Origin of the sequence: Acidicapsa acidisoli (assembly GCF_025685625.1) — a bacterium.
GTDB lineage: Bacteria > Acidobacteriota > Terriglobia > Terriglobales > Acidobacteriaceae > Acidicapsa > Acidicapsa acidisoli.
In genome coordinates this window covers 2,453,951-2,477,672 of record NZ_JAGSYI010000001.1, presented here as the reverse complement: position 1 = coordinate 2,477,672, position 23,722 = coordinate 2,453,951, and the positions used below count along the sequence as shown (strand labels likewise).

At 57.8% G+C, this 23,722-nt stretch carries 18 protein-coding genes; 8 read left to right on the top strand and 10 right to left on the bottom strand.

Annotated elements, in window-relative coordinates:
- The first annotated feature begins 100 nt into the window (after positions 1-100).
- Positions 101-1,279: a deoxyguanosinetriphosphate triphosphohydrolase family protein gene (locus tag OHL23_RS09920; protein ID WP_263351620.1), complete on the top strand. Its 1,179-nt coding sequence runs from the start codon at positions 101-103 to the stop codon at positions 1,277-1,279.
- Between the two features lie 168 nt (positions 1,280-1,447).
- Here the strand turns inward: OHL23_RS09920 and OHL23_RS09915 are convergent, their stop codons facing one another.
- From OHL23_RS09915 to tsaB, 6 genes are all read right to left on the bottom strand, one after another.
- Positions 1,448-2,497 carry an Asd/ArgC dimerization domain-containing protein gene (locus OHL23_RS09915; protein WP_263351619.1) on the bottom strand — a complete coding sequence of 350 codons (1,050 nt, stop codon included), beginning with the start codon at positions 2,495-2,497 and terminating at the stop codon, positions 1,448-1,450.
- Complete coding sequence (locus tag OHL23_RS09910; RefSeq protein WP_263351618.1) at positions 2,487-3,551, bottom strand: CDP-alcohol phosphatidyltransferase family protein; 1,065 nt, start codon at positions 3,549-3,551, stop codon at positions 2,487-2,489. Before OHL23_RS09910 ends, OHL23_RS09915 begins: the two co-directional genes overlap by 11 nt.
- Positions 3,548-4,180: a phosphatidylserine decarboxylase gene (locus OHL23_RS09905; RefSeq protein WP_263351617.1), complete on the bottom strand. Its 633-nt coding sequence runs from the start codon at positions 4,178-4,180 to the stop codon at positions 3,548-3,550. The genes OHL23_RS09910 and OHL23_RS09905 overlap by 4 nt, the downstream gene beginning before the upstream one ends.
- A 123-nt stretch (positions 4,181-4,303) precedes the next feature.
- Complete coding sequence (locus tag OHL23_RS09900; protein WP_263351616.1) at positions 4,304-4,519, bottom strand: DUF465 domain-containing protein; 216 nt, start codon at positions 4,517-4,519, stop codon at positions 4,304-4,306.
- A gap of 214 nt (positions 4,520-4,733) precedes the next feature.
- Positions 4,734-5,255, bottom strand: coding sequence for a GNAT family N-acetyltransferase (locus OHL23_RS09895; RefSeq protein WP_263351615.1), 522 nt, complete (start codon positions 5,253-5,255; stop codon positions 4,734-4,736).
- Between the two features lie 3 nt (positions 5,256-5,258).
- The gene (gene tsaB / locus OHL23_RS09890; RefSeq protein WP_263351614.1) at positions 5,259-5,939 is read right to left on the bottom strand and encodes a tRNA (adenosine(37)-N6)-threonylcarbamoyltransferase complex dimerization subunit type 1 TsaB; all 681 of its coding nucleotides are present in this window, start codon (positions 5,937-5,939) and stop codon (positions 5,259-5,261) included.
- Between the two features lie 127 nt (positions 5,940-6,066).
- Here tsaB and OHL23_RS09885 point away from each other — a divergent pair, with 127 nt between their 5' ends.
- The 5 genes from OHL23_RS09885 to OHL23_RS09865 all read left to right on the top strand — a co-directional run bounded on the left by OHL23_RS09885 (position 6,067) and on the right by OHL23_RS09865 (position 14,536).
- Positions 6,067-7,656 carry a DHA2 family efflux MFS transporter permease subunit gene (locus tag OHL23_RS09885; RefSeq protein ID WP_263351613.1) on the top strand — a complete coding sequence of 530 codons (1,590 nt, stop codon included), beginning with the start codon at positions 6,067-6,069 and terminating at the stop codon, positions 7,654-7,656.
- 634 nt (positions 7,657-8,290) lie between these two features.
- On the top strand, positions 8,291-9,940 hold the full coding sequence (locus tag OHL23_RS09880) for a cytochrome-c peroxidase (RefSeq protein ID WP_263351612.1): 1,650 nt from the start codon (positions 8,291-8,293) through the stop codon (positions 9,938-9,940).
- 785 nt (positions 9,941-10,725) lie between these two features.
- A complete protein-coding gene (locus OHL23_RS09875) occupies positions 10,726-12,534 on the top strand; it encodes a cytochrome-c peroxidase (RefSeq protein ID WP_263351611.1) in 1,809 nt (602 codons plus the stop codon).
- Between the two features lie 106 nt (positions 12,535-12,640).
- Positions 12,641-13,096, top strand: a complete 456-nt coding sequence (locus OHL23_RS09870) for a fibronectin type III domain-containing protein (RefSeq protein ID WP_263351762.1) — start codon at positions 12,641-12,643, stop codon at positions 13,094-13,096.
- A 300-nt stretch (positions 13,097-13,396) separates the two neighbouring features.
- Positions 13,397-14,536, top strand: coding sequence for an alpha/beta hydrolase (locus OHL23_RS09865; protein ID WP_263351610.1), 1,140 nt, complete (start codon positions 13,397-13,399; stop codon positions 14,534-14,536).
- A gap of 287 nt (positions 14,537-14,823) precedes the next feature.
- Here the strand turns inward: OHL23_RS09865 and OHL23_RS09860 are convergent, their stop codons facing one another.
- On the bottom strand, positions 14,824-15,717 hold the full coding sequence (locus tag OHL23_RS09860; RefSeq protein WP_263351609.1) for an NAD(P)-dependent oxidoreductase: 894 nt from the start codon (positions 15,715-15,717) through the stop codon (positions 14,824-14,826).
- A gap of 528 nt (positions 15,718-16,245) precedes the next feature.
- On the opposite strand from OHL23_RS09860, the gene OHL23_RS09855 reads away from it, so the two are divergent.
- Positions 16,246-17,301 (top strand): ankyrin repeat domain-containing protein, encoded by a 1,056-nt coding sequence (locus OHL23_RS09855; RefSeq protein WP_263351608.1) that lies wholly within the window; start codon positions 16,246-16,248, stop codon positions 17,299-17,301.
- Here the strand turns inward: OHL23_RS09855 and OHL23_RS09850 are convergent.
- On the bottom strand, positions 17,298-18,728 hold the full coding sequence (locus OHL23_RS09850) for a glycoside hydrolase family 30 protein (protein WP_263351607.1): 1,431 nt from the start codon (positions 18,726-18,728) through the stop codon (positions 17,298-17,300). The two genes, OHL23_RS09855 and OHL23_RS09850, sit on opposite strands and share 4 nt — an antisense overlap.
- Positions 18,729-18,949: 221 nt before the next feature.
- Here OHL23_RS09850 and OHL23_RS09845 point away from each other — a divergent pair, with 221 nt between their 5' ends.
- Complete coding sequence (locus OHL23_RS09845; RefSeq protein ID WP_263351606.1) at positions 18,950-21,730, top strand: beta-glucosidase; 2,781 nt, start codon at positions 18,950-18,952, stop codon at positions 21,728-21,730.
- Between the two features lie 119 nt (positions 21,731-21,849).
- Here OHL23_RS09845 and OHL23_RS09840 read toward each other — a convergent pair whose 3' ends face one another.
- Complete coding sequence (locus OHL23_RS09840; RefSeq protein ID WP_263351761.1) at positions 21,850-22,617, bottom strand: enoyl-ACP reductase FabI; 768 nt, start codon at positions 22,615-22,617, stop codon at positions 21,850-21,852.
- 143 nt (positions 22,618-22,760) lie between these two features.
- On the bottom strand, positions 22,761-23,657 hold the full coding sequence (murI, locus tag OHL23_RS09835) for a glutamate racemase (protein ID WP_263351605.1): 897 nt from the start codon (positions 23,655-23,657) through the stop codon (positions 22,761-22,763).
- Between the last annotated feature and the right edge of the window lie 65 nt (positions 23,658-23,722).

Sequence of the window (23,722 nt, the reverse complement as noted above, 5' to 3'; positions counted from 1 at the left end):
CTTCCCGAAAGTACCCGGAAGTGTACTCCGCTTGCATCTCAAAGTCCAACAAAGACCAACAGTGTGACAACAAACAAATTACCCTGTGAATGACCCGGCTATGGAAGACCTCTTTGCCCCAGATTCTCCACTCGCAATACCGGAATCGCTCGCTGTTCCGGATTCGGCGGCCGATCCCCTCTCGCGCCGCGCCTGCCCCGAATCAGCTCATCCCTACCGCTCTCCGTTTGTGCGCGACATCGGCCGCATCCTCCACGCAAAGGCGTTTCGGCGCCTCGCCGGCAAGACACAGGTCTTCACCCGCCGCGCCGCGGAGAGCGATCACTCGCGCAGCCGCCTCACTCACACCCTCGAAGTCGCCCAGATCGCCCGCACCATGGCCAGCACACTCGGCCTCAACGCGTCCCTCGCCGAGGCCCTCGCGCTTGTCCACGACATCGGTCATCCGCCCTTCGGCCACGCCGGCGAACACGCCCTTGACGAAGCCCTGCGCGTCCACAATCTAACCTTCGATCACAATCTCCACGCCCTGCGCATCGTCACCAGCTTCGAAGAGCGCTACGCCGCATTCCGCGGTCTCAACCTCACCCTCGGCGTCCGCGAAGGCATCATCAAACACTCCCGCGATTATCCGTCAGATCGATACCCCGAATTGAGCGAATATTTCCTGGATCAGCTCCCCCCGCTCGAAGCCCAGCTCATTGATCTCGCCGACGAAATAGCCTACCTGACCGCCGATCTCGAAGACGGCCTCGGAGCCGGAATCCTCGATTTGGCGCAAGTTGAGCATCACGTTCAGCTCTTCGCCATTTATTACGCAAATGCCCAAAAAGAATTCCCCGCCGCCGAGCCGTGCCTGCTTTCAAACGAAGCACTCAAGCAGATGCTCAATGCCTTCGTCACCGACCTCATGCAGGAAACAACGCGCCAGGCGCGCAGCCTCGGCATCCACACCCTTCACGATCTCCGCCACGCATCCCGCCGGGTAGCCCAACTCAGTCCCGAAATGGAAGACCATCGCCGTCAGGCCAAAGCCTATCTATATGCCAATCTCTATCAATCCACGGCACTGGAAGCCGAACACGCCCACGCCGACCACATCGTGAAATCCCTCTTCAACGCCTGGATAGAAGATCCGGAACTGCTTCCACCCGACCATCGAGCACGCATCTCCGAAGAAGGTGTAGCCCGCGCCGTAGCCGACTACATCGCCGGCATGACCGACGCCTACATCGAGCAAGCCTGGCAAAAACACAAGGAATTCAATCGGAAAAATTGAGATGGGGAAGCCTGCGTAGGTCTCAAGGTCCAAAATCGAGACCAAACTGCCGGGTGCCCCATTCTTGACGCGCAGTTTGCGGCAAGGGTGGGAAACCACAAAAGCCAGCCCTGTTCTTGCTTTTGCTCTCGCTTTTCCCAACTACAAATTCAAGCGGGACCAAGCGATCTACTGCACCTTTCCATGCGGCCGCAGCCGCCGCATATCCAGCGCGCACTCTACCGCGTTCTGCGCCGCCAGCCGCAGATTGTCGCTCGCTGCCCAAAGCCAGAACCGGCTAGTCTCCCCGCTCAATCGCTCGACAGGAGGCTCCGGCTTCAGCCACACCAGCACATCGTTCTGCCCCGCTGCGGCAAGATTCGACGGCGAATCCGTCTCCTCCAGCACCAGATCCAGATGGTCGCCGCCCAGCGCATCCTCGATAATCGCAATCGGCAACGCCCGATCCAGCTCAATACAAATCGAAAACGTGTGTCCGTGAAAGACCGGCGCATGCAGCACCTGCAACCGAAGCTCCGGCAATCTTTCCCCCGCCAGCACCGCGTAATGCCTGCGAATGCGGCCCTCCGCTCGCGACATGTTTGCCGCTGCGCTCTCACCAAAGCTGGCCAGCGTGTTGTAGGCCACCTGCGTGTCAAAGATCGCACGCGGCATATTCTGAAAGCTCAACAAGCTCACCGTCTGCTGGTGCAGCTCATCCAAGCCTTCCTTGCCATACTCCGAAGCCGGCTGTAGCACCGTTGCCGCCGCAAATCGAACCTCTGCAATCTCCTGCAGCCGATCCATCATCAGCGCCAACGCCAGCGACGCGGCATTGGCTGGGACCACCGCCTTCGTCAACAGATCCGGCGATCCCGCTCCCGAACCAGTCCCGTCGCTCACCCAGGGAGCGCGAACCAGCACCCCCGGCTCCTCATCCAGAGCGCCGGACAGATCCAGCACCGTCGATCCGGCAGCCAGTGCATTGCGCCAGAACTTCCGCGTCAGATTCTCATTGCCCGCAAAGAACGTAAAATCGATCTCTTCAAACGAATTCTCGCCGACCACCTGCACCACGGTAACTTCGTCGCCCACCTGCTCCAGTTGCCCTTGCGCCTCTTCCACATCCAGCAGCACAAAGCTGGCGCCCGCCAGCGGAGACTCCGTCAGGCATTCCTTCAATTCCTTCGCCAGCAACGAGGAAGCTCCGACCAGCGCAATTTTGTAATCAGTAGCCATCGGACCTCGAATCCTGTCTCAAATCTTCTCCAGATTCCCCAACTCCGGCATCGCTCATCTGGGGCTCGCGATGCATACGGGCATATTCCTGCTCAGCCGCGCTCACGCCAGAACTCGCATTCCCCTGTTGAGCATACTCGGCCGTAAACGCCGGAGCGGTTCTTGTCTCCGCCTCATCTCGCGGCATCTGACGCCTCCGCCGCGACCACGAATACGCCGCCCGCGCCCATATCCCCGAAAACATATACACCAGGGCCACAAAAAACAGCGCTCCGCTCGAAAACCGGATCAGCACAAACACCACAATCGCTAGCACCGCCAGCAGTTGAAACGGCTGCCTGCGCCCAAAGTTGATCTCTTTGCCCGACCAGAACCGCCAGGTACTCACCATCAGAAAGCCCAGCAGCCCTACGAGGCCAATCCAAAGCACCGCCAGCCACCAGTACGGAATAGGAAACCCATAGCAGAAATGCACCGTGGACGCGACCATCCCCGCCGCCGCCGGAATCGGCATGCCCACAAAGTACTTCCGGTCCAGCCGGCCAGGATTACGCGGTTGCGGATCGTGGCTGATATTGAACCGCGCCAGCCGCGAAACTCCGCATAGCAGATAAAGGAAACATACAAACGAGCCGATCTGCAAAATCGCCCGCCGCAGATCCGGATTCATCGCCTCTGGCAGCGAGTGAAATCCCCAGACAAACGCCAGCAGACAAGGAGCAACGCCGAAGGTGATGGCATCTGCCAGCGAATCGAGTTCCTTGCCAAATTCACTGGTCGTGTTCGTCATCCGCGCAATGCGTCCGTCCAGCGCGTCAAAAGGAATCGCCAGACAGATCGCAATCGCGGCCCAGTCCAGATGCTGCGCTCCGCCGCCAGCCACGTTGACGGAATCAATTGTCTGGGTAATCGCGAAGTATCCCGCGCCTATACTTCCAGCGGTAAAAAGGGACGGCAGCAGAAACATCCCGCGCCGCATCCGGGCCGCGCGAGCGCCCGCACGTCCGCCGACGCGATCCTCGCCGTGCAACCGTCCGGCAAACGGCGAATTCACGAGCGCGCCTCATCACGAACCGGCATCGCAGCAAGCACAGAAGCTCCGCCCTTCACCCGAACCCCAGGCTTCACCCGCAACTCGGCCTCAGCCGGAACCAACACATCCACGCGCGAGCCAAACTTGATCAGCCCCACCCGGTCGCCGCGCCCGATCACGTTGCCCGTCGCCTGCGTGAACACAATCCGCCGCGCCAGCAGACCGGCAATCAGCTTGAAGGTGACTTCAGTCTCGCCATCCCTCACTGTAACAATGCACTGTTCATTCTGGTCCGCCGAGGCAGGATTCATCGCGTTCAGATACTTGCCTTTCTGGTATCGAACCGCAGAGATCGTCCCGGCGATCGGCGAGCGGTTCACATGCACGTCAAACACGCTCAAAAAGATGCTGATCCGCTGCCGCGGGCCATTCGGAGTCTCCAACCGGATCGCCTCCGTCACCAGCCCGTCGCCCGGCGAGACAATTAACCCCTCACCGCTCGGAATCACTCGCTCCGGGTCGCGGAAAAACCACAGAAAAAAAGCCGCCAGCAATGCGGGAATCAGCGCCAAAGGCCAGCTGGCCAGCCAAAAAAGGAGCGCAGCCGCAGCGAGCAGTCCCACACCGTAGAAGTAACCGTCTCTAACCATAACTTCTGACGATTATACGAGCGTGAAAACCACTGCCGCAGGCTACTTCGAGTCATGCCTGCCAACTTGTCCCAACTTTCAGCCTTTCCCGTGCCGGTCGCAAAGGCTGGGTCCTGCAGGCAACTACGCTGTAGCCGTAGCCGCCGCGCGATGCTCGATCGCCATGATGAGATCCTTGGCATGAAGCTTCAGCTTCTTCAGCCGAACCTCCTCCAACTGCTCTTCCGAAGAAAGATATGGCTTCGTAAGAAGTTCGTTCAGACGCATAGAATACCGTTGATGCTCGGTCATTAGCCGCTGAACTTCGGCGCTCACTTGCGATTCGAGTAATTCATCCATAGAGGCACCTCGTCGAGAGTGGAACCACTTATGTATACGCCCGATGAATCACGACCGGCAAGGCTCGATTGGCAATTTCTTGCACACGGATGTGGATAACCCCGCTCAAAATAGCCGCAAATCCAGAAGAATCAATCCAATCCGGAATCCAACTTGCGGGCAACAGGCTTTAACGAAGGGTACAGGCTTTGGCCCGTACATAAACCCAGAATAATCAACGGGGCTTCAGCCCCTGAGGGAAAGCCTGCCTCGCTAGGCCTAGCCGCAACAAGATCGCATCTTCGACCGGCTCCCGATAGTACCCCCGCCGCCGGCCAACCTCACTAAACCCAATCCGCTCGTACAACCGCCAAGCCCGTTCATTCGAAGGCCGCACCTCAAGCTCAACCTCATCCACACCAGCGAGCCTCAGCTCATCAAGCGCCGCAACCAAGAGCGATGTACCAATACCGTTCCGCTGCGCGCTTACGTCCACTCCAAGTGTCTCGATCTCGGCAAGCGAATAGAGGAACCGCGCAATCACAAAACCCTTCAACTCGCCGGAATACTCCGCCGCCAGCGCAATCCGCTTTGGAATCCCATCCGCCGAAATTGCAGTCTCATATGCTCCGCGACTCCACTGCGGAGCCGTCGGGAGTAACGACGCAATCATCATCACACTATCGATATCGGACTCCACCATACTCCGAATTGTGAGCCCCGTTCCTGGATCGCGATGTGGATCTAGATGCGACATCCCTTAGCCCAGCCTCGAATTGACCTTGGCATCCGCGCCGCGCAAGTAATACCCATCCAGCGTCGCCACATCAGCCAATTCCCCATCCAGCCACTTCGCCAGAGAAAACCGCAGCGCAGCCGCAGCCGTCGGTGCAGCGACTCGAATCAACTCCGGCTCTCCGTAAAGCTCCTCGAGCAACTGCGCCACAGTCTCTTCGCAAACAGCCACCCGCCCTGCCAGCCCGCCCATGGCGTTGATCTCACCCGCCGTCAGCAGCATCTCCCGCAACCCCGAGGCCCCGTCAACCCCATCGCCATACATCCCGCAATAAAACTGCCCCCGATGCGCATCCAGCACCGCGCACGCAGCCGTACCCACCTCCGCCAGCAGAGCCAGCCGCGAAACCGTCACCACCGGCAACCCCGCAGCCTCGGCAATCGCCTTCACCGCCGCCAGCCCGATCCGAATCCCAGTAAAACTTCCGGGCCCTGCCACCGCGACAATCCCCGCCAGCTCGCCGACCGTCACCCCAGCAGCCGCCAGCAACTCCACAATCCCCTGCACCAGCCGAGCCGCATACTCCCCGCCCGCTATCTCGGTCTGTCCCAGCAACTCAATCTTCCCGGCGTGAACCCGCCCAAGCGCAATCGACCCCGAAGGCCCACAAGTATCCACACCCAGCAATATCCCACCGTCCTTCAATTCCCCTCTCCCTCAACCACCGGCTTCAACCAGCTCCATCCATATCCATTTGCGTTCCCGGCTCCTGCAAAACTGATAATCTGACACTCGTCACTACCCATTTTCCCGAGGCAACGAGGCACCAGCATTGGCGGCGGCAACTCTCAACTTCCACGATACATGGCGTCCCAAAGCCAATCCCTGGGTCATCGCCATCACGGTCACGCTCGCCACCTTTATGGAGGCGCTCGACACCTCCATCGTCAACGTCGCCATGCCTCACATCTCCGGCACCCTCTCGGCCTCGGTCGACGAAGCCACATGGGTGCTCACCAGCTATCTCGTCGCCAACGCCGTAGTTCTCCCCATCAGCGGCTGGATCGCCAATCGCATCGGGCGAAAACGCTTCTACATGAGCTGCGTCTTCTGCTTCACCATCGCCTCACTGCTCTGCGGGCTCGCCCCTACGCTGCCCATGCTGGTCCTCTTCCGCGTTATCCAGGGAGCAGCCGGCGGAGGACTCCAGCCCAGCGAACAAGCCATCCTCGCCGACACCTTCCCGCCCGAAAAGCGCAGCATGGCCTTCGCCGTCTACGGAATGGCCGTCGTCCTCGCACCCGCTCTCGGGCCAACCGTCGGCGGCTGGATCGTCGACAACGCAAGTTGGCGCTGGCTCTTTTTCCTAAACATCCCCGTAGGCATCCTTTCGCTCGTCCTCACCCAGCGTCTCGTCGAAGACCCGCCGTACCTGGCCCAAATCCGCAAGAAAAAAGAAGGCGTCGACTACTGGGGACTCGGCCTGCTGGTCGTCTTCATCGGCGCCCTCCAGATGATGCTCGACAAAGGCCAGGAAGACGACTGGTTCAGCTCCAACTTCATCGTCACCGCCGTCATCCTCGCCGCCATCTCTTTCGCCATCTTCCTCTGGCGCGAACTCCACGTCGACCACCCCATCATCGACCTGCGTCTCTTCAAGCGCCGCAACGTAGCCATGACCCAGCTTGTGATGTTCATGGTCGGAGCCAGCCTCTACTCCACCACCGTCCTCATCCCGCAATACCTCCAGGAAGTCATGGGCTACTCTGCCCGCCAGGCCGGCATGGCCATCTCCACCGGCGGCCTTGTCCTCATGGTCCTCTTCCCCATCGCCGGAGCGCTCGCGCCCAAATTCGACCCACGCAAACTCGTAGCCGTTGGCTTCATCATCACCACCTACGGACTCTTGCGCATGACCAACATCAACCAGCAAATCAACTTCGGATTAGCCGTAAGCTGGCGCGCCGTCATCGCCATAGGATTGCCATTCCTCTTCATCCCCATCAACACCCTCTGCTACGCCGGAATCCCGCAGGAAAAGAACAACGAAGTCTCCGGCCTAACATCGCTTAGCCGCAACCTCGGCGGCAGCGTCGGCATCAGTTTCGTCACCACGCTGCTCTCGCGTTTCAGCCAGCGCCATCAGGCCATGCTGATCCGCCACACAGTAGAAGGCAACGGCCCCTTCGAGCGCATGAGAGCAGGCATGGCCAGCATGTGGACCCGCAACGGCTGGCACGGCCCAGACAGCACCCTCCACGCCGGGGCACAAATCTACGGCATGATCCAATCCCAGGCCAGAACCCTCGCCTACGTAGACGTAATCTGGATCTTAGTCGCGCTGACCGGCTGCCTAATCCCACTTCCATTCCTGATGAAGCGCCCAGCCAAGCGCACCTCTGCCCTAGAACTCGTCCACTAGGCAGGCAACCCACGCTGTTCTTGCCTCTTCCATCGCCGGGCACATCACATCGCCCTGAGACCTGGAATCAGATTCGAGCGCAGCCCGAAAATCAGTACGACCTGAATTATCGGTTATCGATATAACAAACAACGATTGCAATTAAACAAAAGCAATTCAACACCTTCCGCCGCGCTCGAAAAGTGGCCATTGATTACGCGTCGAATACATATCGACGCAAACAAACCATTAAGAATCAACAGATTTCATTCTTGGTCGAAATACTAGGACGCGCCTGTTCCACATTAATAAGGCAATATTCAAACCGATAACTGCCTCTCTCGCAAAAAGTAAACGATTCAACAACATGATCGGTCTTGACAGCCCCTTTTGATCGAGACCACTATCGGAAATATTGTGGTGGTTCGGTCTCGTCCGAAGTAGTTTCACCGAGCCATCATTTCCGATTCCGCCCACTCGGCTGATCGGGTTTCTTGCTTCGGACAACTGCGACAAACCAAAATACCCATTCGGGAAAATCCTCCGGGCTCATTCCAGAGAGTCGACTCTAGATAGATCGTTTAGCCATTCACCGGGCCCTCCGGTGAAAAAGCAGGCTCGTCTCCAAACCCTAGCCGTTTCAGGGAGGTTATCTATGAAACAAAAAAGGACGCTGGTTGCTCTATGTGCAACCTGTACGGCATTGGTCATCTCCATGACCTGCACCACTCACAGTGTGCATGGTCAAAGTCAAATCCGCTCCGCTGCCACCACCACCCCGATACCGCCTTTCGCTATATGCAGCGGGAACGTAAACGTCGCATCCTACCTTCCCGGTGGAGCACATGAAGATCCGGATGTCGCGATAGCCGCTGCGTTCATCACGCTTACGGAAGACGACTTGCTCCAGCAAGTGGCACAAGCGTCTTCGCTTGACCTGTACCACAAAATCACTCTGCTCGGTAAGACCGAGATCTACGACACAACCCTCTCCCCCTTCGAGAACATCGCCTGCGCAACCTGCCACGTACCGTACACAGGCTTCAGGGGACAATCCAGTTTGTTCAATGCGACCACCGCATCGCAACCTGGCGGCACCGCCGTCACCAACGCCGTTCCCCCCGCACCAAACTACCGCTTCAGCGCAAGGAATCCCCAGAGCTACGCGTACGCCCCGTTCTCGGGCATCCTCCACTACAACGCAACTCAGAACAGCTTCTATGGAGGCAACTTCTGGGATATGCGCGCCACCGGGATCACCCTCGACAATCCCGCCGCAGAACAGGCAGAAGGACCACCGGTAAATCCAGTCGAAATGGGAAATCCGGACACCGCTTGCTGGGTATGGAAGGCATCGCAGGGCCGTTACGCTCCGCTAATCGTAAGCATCTGGGGCGCTCAGTCCTTCGCGATCCGCTGGCCCTCCAATGTTGCAACCGTGTGCGCCCACCCCGGGCCCGCGCCTGCGACAGATCCGTTCCCTGTGCATCTCAGCGCAATTGACAGGGGAACATCAAACTCCACCTTCCAGCACATGGTGCTTTCGATCGCATCCTTTGAAGCTTCTGCGGAAGTCAGCGCTTTCTCTTCGAAATTCGACGCCTATCTCGCCGGCAACGCGACTCTGTCAGGTGCTGAACTGACCGGCTATCAACTGTTCAATGGCAAAGCACATTGCAACCAATGCCATCTCAGCGGAACAGCAGTCAACACACCCAATACCCTGGTAGCAGCCGATGTTGCGCCTCTCTTCAGCGATTTCACCGCCAACAACATCGGCCTGCCCAAGAATCTCGCGCTGCCGTACTACTGCGAAAGCAAGCCGGATCAGTACGGATACATCGCAAACCCCATGGGTTTCAACTTTGTCGATTATGGAGTTGGGGGCATGCTCACCAACCTCACAGAGAATCCCAATCTCCTGCAGTGGAAGCAACTGGCCCCGTTCTTTAACGGGATGTTCCAAACCGCAACCGTGCGCAACGTCGACATGAGGCCTCGACCAGATTTCATCAAAGAGTATATGCATAACGGGTATCTGAAGAGCCTCAAGGAAGTCGTTCACTTCTACAACACCTCCCAGGCGCTGCCACGTTGCGCTCAGGGTTCGCCCGGCGAGAAAGTAACTTGCTGGCCAGAGCCTGAGTATCCGGCAACCCTGAACACCACGCAGTTAGGCAATCTTGGCCTGACAAGCGAGGAGGAAGACGACATCGTAGCGTTCCTGCAAACGCTCACCGATGGCTATGTCACCGGGACAGTGTCTTTCGACAAGGGACCTATCTCAAGGCTCAGGGAGCAGTAATAACCAACAATCTAACCAACACCGGAGCCCCAGTTCTCGATCTCGAGACTGGGGCCCAGTCATACACAGACGCCGGTTGGCTTACCCCCGGTCATTCCCTAGGCGAATCTGCTTCTCCACCAGCCCGCCAGCAATTCCCAAGCAAACAGAGACACGATCCAACTTCACGTTCCGCATGAAGATAGCACCACAACCTCACCGCACGTGAGAAATCGAATCCGCCGAACCACCTTCCCTGTACAACCTGCTCAACCCAACTCTGTTATCGACATCACAAACAGCGTTTGCAATCAAACCAAAGCGGATTATCGTCGTCTGGCTCGCCTGCAAAGCGGCTGTTGATCACGTGCCGAATATGTAGCGATGTATATAAATATTTAAGAATCAATAAATATTATCCTAAGTCGAAATATACCAACGCCACGCAACCCCTATCAGATAAACAATAATCAAGCAGATAATGCCTGCTCCGACTAAAGCCAACAATTTAGCGGCCTTATCACCCTTGACAGTCACTTTCAATCCGGCCCACCATTCGAGAATGCAGGGATGGTCCATCCCCTTCCTTTGATATCAACGGGCCATCTTTTTTTCGAGGTCAGTTACTCGACTGACCAAGTTGATTGCCTTGTGAATAGCCGCAACAAATCAAGATACCCACTCGGGTAAATCATCCAGGTTCTATCTAGAAGTTAAATGCAGATTCATCGTCCACCCAGTCACCGGGATCTTCGGTGAAACGCGGACGTGCGTCCCAAACCTTAGCCATTGCAGGGAGGTTGTGTATGAAACAGACGAGGACATTGGTTGCCCTGAGTGCAACCTGTTCGGTATTAGTGATCTCCATGATCTGCACCACTCATGGCGTGCATGGACAATCCGTCCTGGCGCCTCCACCCTACAATCCGTACCCACCTGGAATTCTGCCACCCGATTTACCTTCCGAGATCCAAAGAGTTCGGCGCGAGGTGAACTTCATCGAAAAGGAAGCTCTCACAGAGTGGGAGAAATTACCACCGATAAATGTGCAAGGAAACCCGCCAACCATTCAGGGCAGTGGATATAGGACAGTAGTAGTACTCGGGAAGATCCTGAATTACGACCAGAACATGTCACCCTTCAAGGACACGGCCTGCGCTTTCTGCCACCTGCCATATGCCGGTTTCAGCGGACCGATCCCGTCCGTCAACCTGACGATGATCGCCTATCCCGGAACCTATCACTACCGGGCCAACAAACGGACAGCGCAGCGATACACATATTCGCCCAATTTCCCTGTCCTCGAATTCAACAATGAGCAAGGCCTGTTCTTTGGCGGAAACTTCTGGGATGCGCGCTCAACTGGATACAAGCTGCAGAGTGCAGACTCCGAGCAGGCACAGCACCCGCCAGTCGATACCGGCGAGATGGGTTTCCCTGATACGGCTTGCATCGCGTTGCGGCTCCAGACGGCCGAGTACAGACCCCTCTTTGAGGCCGTATGGGGCGACTCCCTGAATATCAATTTCCCAAGTGATGCCGAGGCGATCTGCGACACTCCGGGAGGAGCGGCGACGCTCGGCACAACTGCCACGCCAATTGACCTGAGTCCCACAGAGCGCGCCAAGGCAAACAACATTTACGACCACTGGGGCCAGTCCATTTCCAAGTTCGAAGGCTCCCCGCGTGTCAGCGCCTTTTCGTCAAAATTCGACGCCTTCCTGAAGGGCAATTACACCATGACGACAGACGAGATGGCTGGTTACAAGCTGTTCAATGGCAAAGGCAACTGCAATTCCTGCCACATCGACGGAAGATCCACCCTCTGCGTGGACCAGCAATATGGCTGCGCCAGCAACTCATCAAGCCTGCAAGACACAGGCACAACAGCCCAGGTCAACCCCGTATTCAGCTGTTTCGGATACGCGAACGAGGGACTGCCCCTGAATCCCAGAGTTGCCTATTTCTATGAGAACAAGCCCGACCGGTTCGGATTTACTCCCAATCCTTATGGCTTCGCCTACAGAGATCTGGGACTCGGCAATTTCCTCCGAAGCGGCTTCGGTTCAGCCCCCAATCCAAACGCTAGCTGGATAACACAGGCTCCCTCGGTCGACGGCCAGATGCAGGTATCTACCGCGCGCAATGCGGCCCTGGCTCCCCCACAGTGTCCAACCACCGAGGCCCCGGGCCCATACTTCCAGAAGGAGTTCTTCCACAACGGCTACATCAAGAGCCTCAAGCAACTCGTCCACTTCTACAACACGCGGGACGTTTATCGATTCAGCGTCACTTCGGGACACTGCCCGGCGGGAACGACGGAGAGAGTAAACTGCTGGCCAATGTCCGAGGTGCCAAACAACATCGACATGACGACTGGCAATCTCGGCTTGACGGATAAGGAGGAGGATCAGATCGTGGCCTTCCTGCAAACACTCTCGGACGGCTTTACAACTCCTTACCCGGACATCAATACCTTTACCGGTCAATGCATGGCCGGTGGGACTTCGGCAACGCAAGGCAACAGCAGCCTCATTCCGACTCCTCCACTGCCACCCTGCGCGTCGGCGATCTGTGATGTTCCACCGCTGCCGGGGCCATATCCGATTCCATAGCTTGGAGCCTGGATAGCGGACAAACTCGATATACGGGCATGGGGTCGCGTGCGGCGCCATGCCCGGTCAATTCATGTTTTACGGAAGGAGTTTCGCAGTGAACAAAATGCTCATCAAAATGGCTGCGATAGTTTGCAGTCTGCTCGTCTCCAATGCAGCTTTTTCTCAGGTAGTTACCCCAGCAAAGAGAGCCGCGCACGTCGAAATCAAACAAGGCCCAACGCTTGAATCCGCAACCGACGATCTGGTCATTGTGAGATGGACATCCAACAACCCTGGCGGATCGGACGATCACTTCGGCGTCGTGCACTACGGTACCGATCCCAAACAACTGAACCAGACAGCGAAATCTCACGTCAGGCTCAACCAGGAACATCCCGAGACGATCTTCCGTGTTCGCCTGGACGGCCTGAGCCCACGAACCACCTACTACTACACAGTGGACTCGATGGAGGGCGATGGAAAGAGCGATGAGGTAAAGAGTCCGGTCAACCACTTCACCACCCCCGACTCCGGCGAGCGAGTCGAGGCTTATCCACAACCCGGCGCCCAGCCAAAGTAACGGCCGAGTAGTGGCTCGCCCAGCCTTCAGATCTCCTACCCCAACCACCGAATTGGTTGCCCCATCCTTGACGCGTTCTCTGCGTCAAGGATGGGATAGCACAATTCCCCACCGATCCAACCAGCAACATCAAGGCTAATTTCCAGCAAAACTATGGAGTACCCATGATCTATGTAGTATTCTTCTCAACTATGCAGCCCAAATTCCGGGGCGGCGCCTCAATCCCGTGGCATGTGAGTCGCCGCACTACAACAATGTCCGACAGTCATCCCTCCCCGAACCAAACCGCCGAGGTGTTTCGTGGAATTCGACTACCAGATCGCACCAGCGCTCATTCTGCTCATCGGGATTCTTGTCATCTGGCTGAGCCTTCGCCGCATCCTTTCGCTCCGGGCCAAAGTCATACGCAAATGGCGTCGCGTCGCCGAGAGAATCGTGCTGTCCTTCGTCGTCCTCTTCGCCGCCGTCATCACCGTCAGCACCAGCTACAACGCCGTCGCCCAACTCTGGTTCCACGCGCACCATCCCACTCCCGGCCAAACCTACACCGTCGATGGCCGCAAGATGTACATGGACTGCACCGGCAGCGGCTCGCCTACCATCGTCCTGGATGCCGGCCTGGGCGATCATTCAGATATCTGGACAAAGGTTCAGCCCGCACTCGCCAAAACCACCCGCGTCTGCGCCTATGACCGCGCCGGATTCGGCCTCAGCGAATCGCGCCCGGCCCCGCGCGACGCCGACCACATCGCCGCCGAACTGCACAGTCTCCTTATCCAGGCCAACGTCGCGCGCCCCGTCGTCCTCATGGGCCATTCCATAGCTGGAATCTACCTGCGCGATTACGCCGCGCATTATTCCGAAGACCTCGCAGGCCTCATCTTCGTCGACGGTTCAACCCCCATGCAGCAGGACAACCCCGCAATCAAGGCTGTGGGCGGCATGGGATTGCCGCCTTGGTACATCCTCACGCTAGCCAAAACAGCGTTCATCGTAGGCGTTCCCCGCCTGATGGGCAGATGTTCCAGTCACACCTCAGGCCCCGACAGTGAGGCCGCGCAAATGCGAGCCGAAGATTTCTGCGAGATGAACCCCGCCTCGTCCATCAGCGAGATGCGCAGCATGGAGCAGTCCGGCCTGGAGACAGTCCATTCCGGCCCCTACGGTGACTTGCCGATCCTCGTCTTCTCCCATGACCCCACCAAGTCCCTGCCGACCGAAAACGCCGCCCAGAAGAAGGTCGAGACAGTCTGGAGCCAGATGCAGGAAGACCTCAAGAAGCTCTCCACCCGCAGCCGCAGAATCATCGCCAAAAACAGCGGCCACTACGTCCAGATCGACCGCACCGACCTGATCGACAGAGAAGTCCCGCTGTTCATCGAGCAGATTCGCGGCACCGCTCCGCCAGCCGACAACTACGGCTCAACAGCCACAGAATAATACCGGAACACCTGCCGGATGGCGGGTGTCTCAGCCTCCAGTATTACGAGCCCAACCACGAATCCGGATGCCCCATCCTTGACGCGTTCATTGCGTCAAGGGTGGGAAATCACAAAAAGCCTGCCCTGTTCTTGCTTCTTCCTTTGCCTTTCTATCTGTTAAAAAGGAAAGCTGCTTTCCGCCCCAGCACCCAAATTTCCCATTCGCTGCAACAGCGCCAAATGCCGTCCCATTCGCCAGGAATTGTCCCACGGGGACCAATCATCAGTGCGCCGCAAGGCCCGTTCTCAGGCCTCGACTCCAGCCTCGCGCAAGTATCTGCTGCGGGCCTGCTTGTAGTAACCAGCGGCCAGATCTTCTTCCTGTAAGCCCGACCGGATCCCTTCCGCGAAGTTATCCCGCATCAACTCCGCCAGATGGGCCTTCATGCCAATCGTCGCCGCCGCATCACGAAAGAGCCGCAAGTCCTTCTCGCCCAGATCAATCTTCGCGGAAGCCTCTTTCGGCGGGTTCAACATCATCGACCCATAAGCCTCGTACACCGGAGAGCGAAATATCCCGCTGTTAATCGTCTCAACCACACTCGATCTGGAGATACCCATGAGCTCAGCCGCCGTCATGGCCTCAGACAACCCAGCCATCATCGTTACGACCATGAAGTTGCCCATCAGCTTCACCATGTGCGCCTTCCATGGCTCTTCACCAATGACAGACATACCCCGGCAATAACACTCCAGCAGCGGTCGCACGCTCTCTACGGCATCCGCCGTTCCGCCTACAACTGTCCAAAGCTTTCCCTCCGCGGCAACGTTAGGCCGGCCGTAGACTGGCGCACCAACATACCGCTGACCGCGCCTTGCATGCTCCACAGCAATTCGCTTCGCCAACTTCACGCTGATCGTGCTCACCGAAACATGAACAGCACCTGCCGGAATGGCATCCAGCACACCGCCGTCATACAGCACTTCCGTCAGAGCCTCATCGTTCAGCAGAAGAGTGAAAACGATATCGCACCCAGCCACAGCCTCAGCAGCGGTTCGCGCAACCGTGACTTCCAACCCGGCAAATTTCTCGGCGGAGACAAGGCTCCGATTCCAAACTGTTACCGTGTGTCCAGCCTTCACCACGTGCGGAATGACAGCTTGCGCCATCTTGCCAAACCCTAAGTGTGTAACGCGCATCCCTATTCCCAACCTCAACTAACTAAGACTGGAATTGGATGATTTGCCAGCTTCATTCGACTCAGGCGGGCCGCCCAGCCTTTCTCTATCCCATCCCCGGCCGCAATCTCTGAAATGTCTTCTGCAGCAACTGTGAGGTTCAACAATGCAGCACACCAACTCCGAGCGCAAGAATCCCCAGCCGCTGCAACAAGGCACAAAAGCACTCAATAACACGCAAACCCAAGCTCAAGAAAACAGAGCAGATACAACAAACTCCACAAAAACCCTTCCCATTCGACTTGAATTGTTCTACGTGGAACAATCACCCGCCCCTCAAGTTCGCCTTGTAAGCTGCAGTCATTTCCCTGCAAATCTGAGCCTCGCTTCGCGCTTGCGCCAAACTTCGATGTTGTCTATGCTGTTTTCGGCCTTGCGGGAGGCAGTCTGTCCGCGTAAAGGGCGCAGCCCACCCGGCAGTACTTGCAATCTCACCTGACTTCCAGCCCGAAAACCGCGGACACCGGGCAAATATGGAAGGAAGGCCCCATGAGCGACTCGCGAAATCGTCCCACACCTGCAACAAACAATCTCCCCGCACGCGCCAATCTCGAACATCTTAAAAACGAAGCAAAACAGCGCTTCAAAACGATGCAGGCGGAGAGTTCAACCGCACGACTCTCCGACGCGCAGCTTCTGGTCGCGCGCAGCTACGGCTTTCCAAGCTGGCGCAAGCTCAGGTCCTACGTCGATGCGCTGCACGACGTTGGCGAACAACTGATCAACGCGGTTCGCTCTGTCGACCTGAGCACCATGCGAAAGATATTGGACATCCATCCGGAACTGGTCAACGCGAGCACCGATATACCTCTACGCGTAAGGCCCAGCGACGCACTCGCCATGCGGCTGATTCACCTGGCAATCGCGGAAGCCAAGGTCGAAGTTCTGCGGCTCCTGATTGATCGCGGTGCGGACCTCAACGTGCGCAACCACGATGGCCGGCTGCCTCTGCACGACTGTTTCGAACTGAACCACGACGATTACGCTACGATTCTGCTGGAGGCCGGGGCTGTGCCCGACGTCTGCGCGGCTGCAGCCTATGGAATGCACGACAAACTGCAGCAAATTCTGCAGCGCGATCCAACAACTGCAAACGATTTGACGACCGGCAACTCCGCTCTCGGCTGGGCCATTTTTGGCCAACAACCGAAGTCGGCTGAGATTTTATTTCAGTATGGAGCAGTCTCCGATTGTCACCCATACGACTCGTATGCATGGGGACCAGCAACCATGGTCGCTTCAACAGCGGTCACACCCATACTGCTGGAACACGGAGCGAACCCAAACTGGCGCGATGAAGCGGGCAATACTCCGATGCATCGCGTCATCGCCAGCCGGCCGGTTGTCGACCCGGCAAAGTTTGTCCAGATCCAGCTCGATTTCGGAGCGGACCCGAGCCTTCGAAACCGCGAAGGACGAACCCCCTTGGACGAGACCGATCTCCTACTACAATCCGGCACAAATGCAGAGACTTACTTCCCTGCTCACCCCATAGGCTCTAAGCGGCTTCAGCAGACTATTGAAATTCTTCGCTCGCGACTCTAACTCCACTGCAGAGTGAACAGGGAATCCGCGGGCAAATCGACTTCCAGCGCATTTGCTCCATGCACCAGTTGCACCCGCCGCTCTGCCCCGCGATTGGCCAGAACAACAACCATGCTGCCATCGGGATTGCGAAAGCCGCTGTGCGTCACTCCGCCGGCCACCCGGTCTTCCAACAGTCCGCCGGAAGCCGCAGCCTCAGTCCCATTTGTGGCAAACGCTCTGGCTCCGCGCTTCACATGCCGCGAGTAGTGCGCGAAAGCCCAATACTGGCCGCTTTTGGTGATCTTGTGCGACCCATTTTCCACCGTAACCACTCCGCCACAGGAGAATGGCCCGATATTCGGTTTCCCTTTCTCATCCAGCGCCAGATTCCACGAAGTTATCGACCGCGCCCAGTTATTCAGGACACCATTGAATGTCTCGCCCCACTTAGCCCAATCCGTAGCATAGTCCGAAGCAGCAATATCAGGACCGCCCTCGGTCCAGTAAGCACTCTTCGCCGGAAACGCCTCATGCAAACGAGTCATTACCGCAGCGTCGCCAAAATAACCGTGCCATGCAATGCCATCGATGTACTCATAAGCCTTGGCATCCGATAACTCGTCCATCGCGCGGCCCCAGAGGTTATAGTTATGATCCAGCACCCATACCCTGGTCTTAGATCCTGCCGCGCGCAATGCCGGCCCAAGGTGGTCTCTTACAAACTCAATCTCATATTCCTGTCCCCAGAGACAAGCCGGCATGCGCCCATCCTGATCGGTATCCACCTCGTTCTGGACTGTAACTGCGTTGATCTCAACTCCATCTGCCTTGTAGGCTTCCAGAAACTTCAGAAAGTATCTTGCGTAGGGCGCATAGCTTGGTTTCCTCATCGCTCCGCCCAGCATCGAGCCACCCGACTTCATCCAGCCCGGAGGAGACCACGGCGACGAGAACAGAAACATCTCGGGATTCGTCTTTCTCACTTCGCGAAGCATGGGCAGGATATAGGCCTTGTCATGGTCGATGGAAAACTTCTTCAACTCCGGGTCTGGCTCATCGCTCTCATCGTAGGAATACACAGATCGCGAATAGTCGCTCGCGCCGATCGTGGTCCGGCAGACGTTCATGTCCATCTCGCGCGGAGCAAACAGATCGTGCATCACCGCGCCGCGTTCCTCGGCTGATAACTGGCTCAGCACGTAACAGGTGGCGTCCGTAAGCGCGCCGCCAAAACCCAGAATCTCTTGCTTAGTTGACGCCGGATCGAGCACGATCGCATCCGCTGCAATCTCTGTCAACGGCTTCCAGATCAGCGCCTCACCGGCCGCATATCGCCGGTCCCGATAAGTCGCCCAAACCCGCACCGGCCCCGAAGAATCAACTGCCCCCAACCCCGGTACAGCTCTCGCCACGGCCAAGGCCGCTGCACCCGAAGCTGCTTTCAAGAACCCACGCCTCGAACTCCCCCGCATACGCCCCCTGTTTACTCAAACGTTTTTGCACAGCGAATCATAGCAGCGAGGCTAGATGGCGCGAAACTTCAAGAGTCAAACAAAGTTCAATTCATAATTTATTTCCATGTAAACGTCTCCAGAGGAACGCAGCACGCATTCGATTGCGTATTCTGCTTGCGTCCCAGCACACAGCCAAAATTCTGGAGCCAAAATTGATCCCTTCCCAGGACCCCCAATCCAGCACGTCCGAGAGCGGCCGCAAATCTTCGCGTGCCCTTCTGTTCTCCCTTCTGCTCGTCCCGTCCCTCGCGCTTACAACGGTGTCGGCATTCGCGCAGGATTCCGTCCCGGTTGTCACTGGCGTTCCGCGAGTCGACAAACTGCTGAGCCAAATGACTGTCGACGAGAAGATGGCTCTTATCCGCGGCGCATCGGAGCCATCTGCCACCAACCAGGGTCAAGCCGGCTACCTCACTGGAGTTCCGCGTCTCGGCATTCCGTCAATTCGCATGTCGGACGGGCCTCCGGGTGTTCTTACGCGCAATCCCTCCATGGCCGAGACCGCCACGATGGGTGTCGCCGCAACCTTCAGTGTCAAAGATGCGGAACAGAACGGCGAGGTCATCGCACGTGAGGCTAAATCTCTGGGCATTGACGTTGTGCTGGAGCCATTCATCAACATTGACCGAGACATCACCTTCGAGCGCGGCTACAACACGGAGGGCGAAGACCCGGTGCTGACCGGGGTCATCGGCGCGAGCCTCATTCAAGGTATCCAGTCGCAGGGTGTGATGTCCCAGGCCAAGCATTACGTTGCGTATGACACGGACGGAAGCAACGTCTTCGTCGACCAGCAGGCTCTGCATGAGATTTATATCGCGCCGTTCATCGATGCAGTCCAGGCGGGTGTTTCGTCGATCATGTGCTCGTATAACAAAGTCAACGGAACGCAGGCCTGCGGCAACCCGGACATGCTCGTCAAGATTCTGCACGATGAAGTCGGTTTCAAGGGCTTCGTCACCTCGGACTGGGGAGCTGTTCATGCCGCGAACTACATCAACAATGGTCTCGATATGGAGATGCCCGGTCCTGGTCCCAAAGACAGCCCTTTGGCTGGCATGATGTACTCCTTTTTCACGACCGAGGAACCAAAGTCTGAGCCGCCGCCCAAGTTCAATACCGCCTTGCTGGCCGGCTTTCTGGGCGGCACGCTGCCCGAAGAGCCTAAGCCGAAACCCTTCAACTTCGGCACTATCGGCGCGATGCGCGATGCACACACCAACTTCTGGAACCTGCGCAAGGAAGGAAAGCTGGACGACGCAACGATTACCCGCGCCGCTGGCCGCGTTCTGTATGAAATCGACAAATTTGGCTACCTCGATCACCCGACGCCAGGCCAGGCCGGACCAAAGGAGCCTCCCGTTCATGCCGTGGAAGCCAACGCTGCGGTCATTCAGAAGACGGCCGAAGACGCTGCGGTCTTGCTCAAGAACGAGGATCACGTGCTGCCGCTCAAATCGTCTGAAACTGTCGCCCTCATTGGCCCTGGCGCTGGTCAGACGGTCTCCATCGGCACGGCAGGCGAGCGCTCGATTGGCTGGCCGTGGCGGCAGATCGGCACGGTGCAGGCGATTGCGAAGGTCGCTCCGGAGATCCAGGTGACCTATGCCGTGGAAGACGATATGACCGGCACACCAATCCCGGCAAGCCAGTGGACCAGCGAAGACGGCAAGCCTGGCTTGCAACAGATGACTAAGGATGGCGTTAAGTCGACAGATGCGATCCTCGATTTCACCACCAAGGCTGGTACGGCATTGCCTGCCAACAGCGCAATGACATGGGACGGGAAGCTCAACGTTCCAACAACCGGGTCGTATTGGATTTACCTGCAACTGCTTGGCGCAGCCGGGTCAATTGAGATTGACGGCAAGCGCGTGGCCGGAGCCAACGGCATGCGCGGCGGCGTGCATGGCGACACTGTTCTCGGCGGCAAAGACGGTCTGATGCCCACGACAGACGGGCTCGATAACCTTCGGACAGCGGTGGAACTCACCGCCGGTCAACACGCAGTCAAGGTGACAATCGAGGGCGACACCTCGAACCATCCCGCGCAGGTTCGACTGGCCTGGGTTACACCTGAACAGCGCAAGGCCAATCACGATGCCGCGATTGCGGCTGCCAAGGCGGCCAAAACCGCTGTTGTCTTCGTGTGGTCGCGCGGCAAGACCGACTTCGTTCTACCAGGCAATGGGAAGGACTACGATCAGGACAAACTGATCGAAGAGATCGCCGCGGTCAATCCAAACACCGTTGTCGTATTGAATGTCTCGCAGCCCATCGCCATGCCATGGCTGAGCAAGGTCAAAGGCGTATTGCAGATGTGGTGGCCGGGTGACGAAGGCGGATGGGCTACGGCGAACATTCTGGCCGGCAAGACCAGTCCCGCAGGCCGCTTGCCCTTTACCTGGGCGAAGAGATTGGAAGACTATCCTGCAACCAACCCCAAGTATCCCGAACGCTCCTCCAAGGGCGTGGGTGGCAAGACAACTTTCAGCGAAGGCGTCAACGTCGGCTACCGCTGGTTCGACAAGGAAAAGATCGCGCCGGAATTTCCATTTGGATTTGGCCTAAGCTACACTACCTTCGCTTATGCCAACCTCAAGACAGAGCCCGCAGCCGAAGGCGGCATCGTGGTCGAGTTCGACGTCAAAAATACCGGCCCCGTAGCCAGCGACGAAGTGCCGCAGATCTACCTAGGTCGTCCAGAGCACAAATTTCCCGGCGAATTCCCCGAGCACGCGCTCGTCGCCTTCGACCGCATCCACCTCGATCCCGGAGAATCGAAGCGCGTCAGCATCACCGTTCCGCTGCGCCGCCTGCAATTCTGGTCAACCGAGGCCAGCAAGTGGACCACCGCAACCGGTCCGCGCGCCGTGCTCGTCGGCAGTTCATCGCGCAGCTTAGACCTTGCGACCAGCATCGACATCCGCTGACAGGAGTGGGCGCAAACGCAAGAATGCCCGCGAGGGAGTTCATCTCTCGCGGGCATTCTTGCAAAAGGCGTTGGCATCCTGAAGAACGGAAAAAGACTGGCTTCCGGCGAAGCGATTCTTCAGAACCCCATAATGTTGTAGCCGCAGTCGACGTAGATCGTCTCGCCGGTGATCGCGCCGGAAAGATCGCTGGCTAGGAATGCCGCCGCGCCGCCGACCTCAAGCTGATCGACGTTGCGACGCAGAGGCGACTTGTCCGAATGCACTTTCAACATCTCTCCGAGGGCGCCGACTCCGCGCGCGGCGAGGGTCTTGATCGGTCCCGCGGAGATGGCATTGACGCGAATCTTCTGCGGACCAAGGCTATTGGCCAGGTAGCGCACGGTCGCTTCGAGGGAAGCCTTTGCGACGCCCATGACGTTGTAATGGGGAACGACCTTCTCCGCGCCGAAGTAGGTCAGCGTGATGACCGAACCGCCTTCCGGCATGAGCGGGGCTGCGGCGCGCGAAACAGCGATCAGCGAGTAGACGCTGACGTCGTGGGCAATCCGGAAGCCCTCGCGGCTGGTGTTTAGGAAATCTCCGTGCAAGTCTTCCGGTGGAGCGAAAGCCACAGCGTGGACAACAACGTCGAGCTTTCCGTACTTCTCTTTTAGCTGCTCAAAGAGCGTCGCGATCTCGGCGTCGCTCGAAACATCGCACTGAAAGCCGTCCGCGCCTGGCAAAGCTTCGATGAGGCCTGCGGCTTCCGATTTCATGCGCTCGTTCTGGTAGCAGATGGCGAGCTTTGCGCCGCCTTCATGCAACTTCTGCGCGATGCCCCAGGCGATCGAACGCTTGTTCGCCAGCCCAAAAATCACCGCTGTCTTTCCATCAAGATTGATCAATTCAGGCATTTCCATTCCTCACTTCGCTGCACACAGGCCCGGTATGACCCCGCGGCCCTGCAAACGCAAACCAGAATACCAGTCCGGCTAACGCCAAGGTTTCAGCCGACTGGCAATCGTCCCACCTCTCGCAATGGAAATTCCTAACCGCCCAGGTCGACCAGTTCGACTTTTCCTACCTGCAGGCCAAGAAACCGCGAGCCCAGGCGCTCAAACTTCTCCACGGAATCGGTCGCGAAGCAGTGGATGGATGGATTTCCGGGACTTCCGGATGCGGATAACTCAGTTCTGGAGCCAGCTCCAGCTTTTGAGACCTCAGCGACCAGTTGCGACGCAGCCTCGGCCGTCGCCTCGGCCGAATCGATGACCCGAATTGCGGTTGACGTGGACAGTTCGAGAATCTCGCGCTCAAGCAAGCCGCGCAGGAGCGGATAATGCGTGCAGCCGAGCACGAGCGTATCCGGAGATTGCCGCGCAGCCGCAGCCTCCTCCAGTACTTCATTCAGGTAAATTCTGGCCACCTCGGCAGTGACCGGATGTTCGATCCATCCCTCTTCCACGAGTGGGACAAGTAGCGGACAGGCTTTTTCAACTGCGCGCAAGCCCCGCGTCCGGCAGGCCGCCGCATAGGCATGGCTCGCGACCGTAGCCTCGGTGGCGATGACCAAAACATCTTTTGTTTTCGAAGCCAGCGCAGCGGCAGCGGCCCCAGGCTCGATCACGCCAAGCACCGGGATCGGCACCGCTTCCTGAATAGCATCCAACGCGAGCGCGCTGGCTGTGTTGCAGGCAATCACGAGAAACTCCGCGCCCTGCTGGTTCACCAGGAAGCGTGCGCTCTCGGCCGCGTACCGTGCAATTGTCCGGCGGGACTTGGAGCCGTAGGGCAGACGGGCAGTATCTCCCAGGAAGACAAATCGCGCGCCGGGCATCCGCCACAGGAGCGCTTTGAGCACGGTGAGACCGCCGAATCCAGAATCAAAGACTCCAATTACCGGCCCGGAACCAGTTCCTTCCGTCCTTTCCTCGCGACTATTCACGCATTTCTCTCCATCGTCCATGGTTGTTCAAATCTGATTCAAGGCTGGTTTAAAGCAGGTTCAAG

Bases quoted from the DNA above. Each gene is read 5' to 3' on its own strand.
- OHL23_RS09920 (WP_263351620.1), top strand. From the start codon at position 101: ATGGAAGACCTCTTTGCCCCAGATTCTCCACTCGCAATACCGGAATCG.
- OHL23_RS09915 (WP_263351619.1), bottom strand. From the start codon at position 2,497: ATGGCTACTGATTACAAAATTGCGCTGGTCGGAGCTTCCTCGTTGCTG.
- OHL23_RS09905 (WP_263351617.1), bottom strand. From the start codon at position 4,180: ATGGTTAGAGACGGTTACTTCTACGGTGTGGGACTGCTCGCTGCGGCT.
- OHL23_RS09900 (WP_263351616.1), bottom strand. From the start codon at position 4,519: ATGGATGAATTACTCGAATCGCAAGTGAGCGCCGAAGTTCAGCGGCTA.
- OHL23_RS09895 (WP_263351615.1), bottom strand. From the start codon at position 5,255: ATGTCGCATCTAGATCCACATCGCGATCCAGGAACGGGGCTCACAATT.
- OHL23_RS09880 (WP_263351612.1), top strand. From the start codon at position 8,291: ATGAAACAAAAAAGGACGCTGGTTGCTCTATGTGCAACCTGTACGGCA.
- OHL23_RS09875 (WP_263351611.1), top strand. From the start codon at position 10,726: ATGAAACAGACGAGGACATTGGTTGCCCTGAGTGCAACCTGTTCGGTA.
- OHL23_RS09870 (WP_263351762.1), top strand. From the start codon at position 12,641: ATGCTCATCAAAATGGCTGCGATAGTTTGCAGTCTGCTCGTCTCCAAT.
- OHL23_RS09860 (WP_263351609.1), bottom strand. From the start codon at position 15,717: ATGCGCGTTACACACTTAGGGTTTGGCAAGATGGCGCAAGCTGTCATT.
- OHL23_RS09855 (WP_263351608.1), top strand. From the start codon at position 16,246: ATGAGCGACTCGCGAAATCGTCCCACACCTGCAACAAACAATCTCCCC.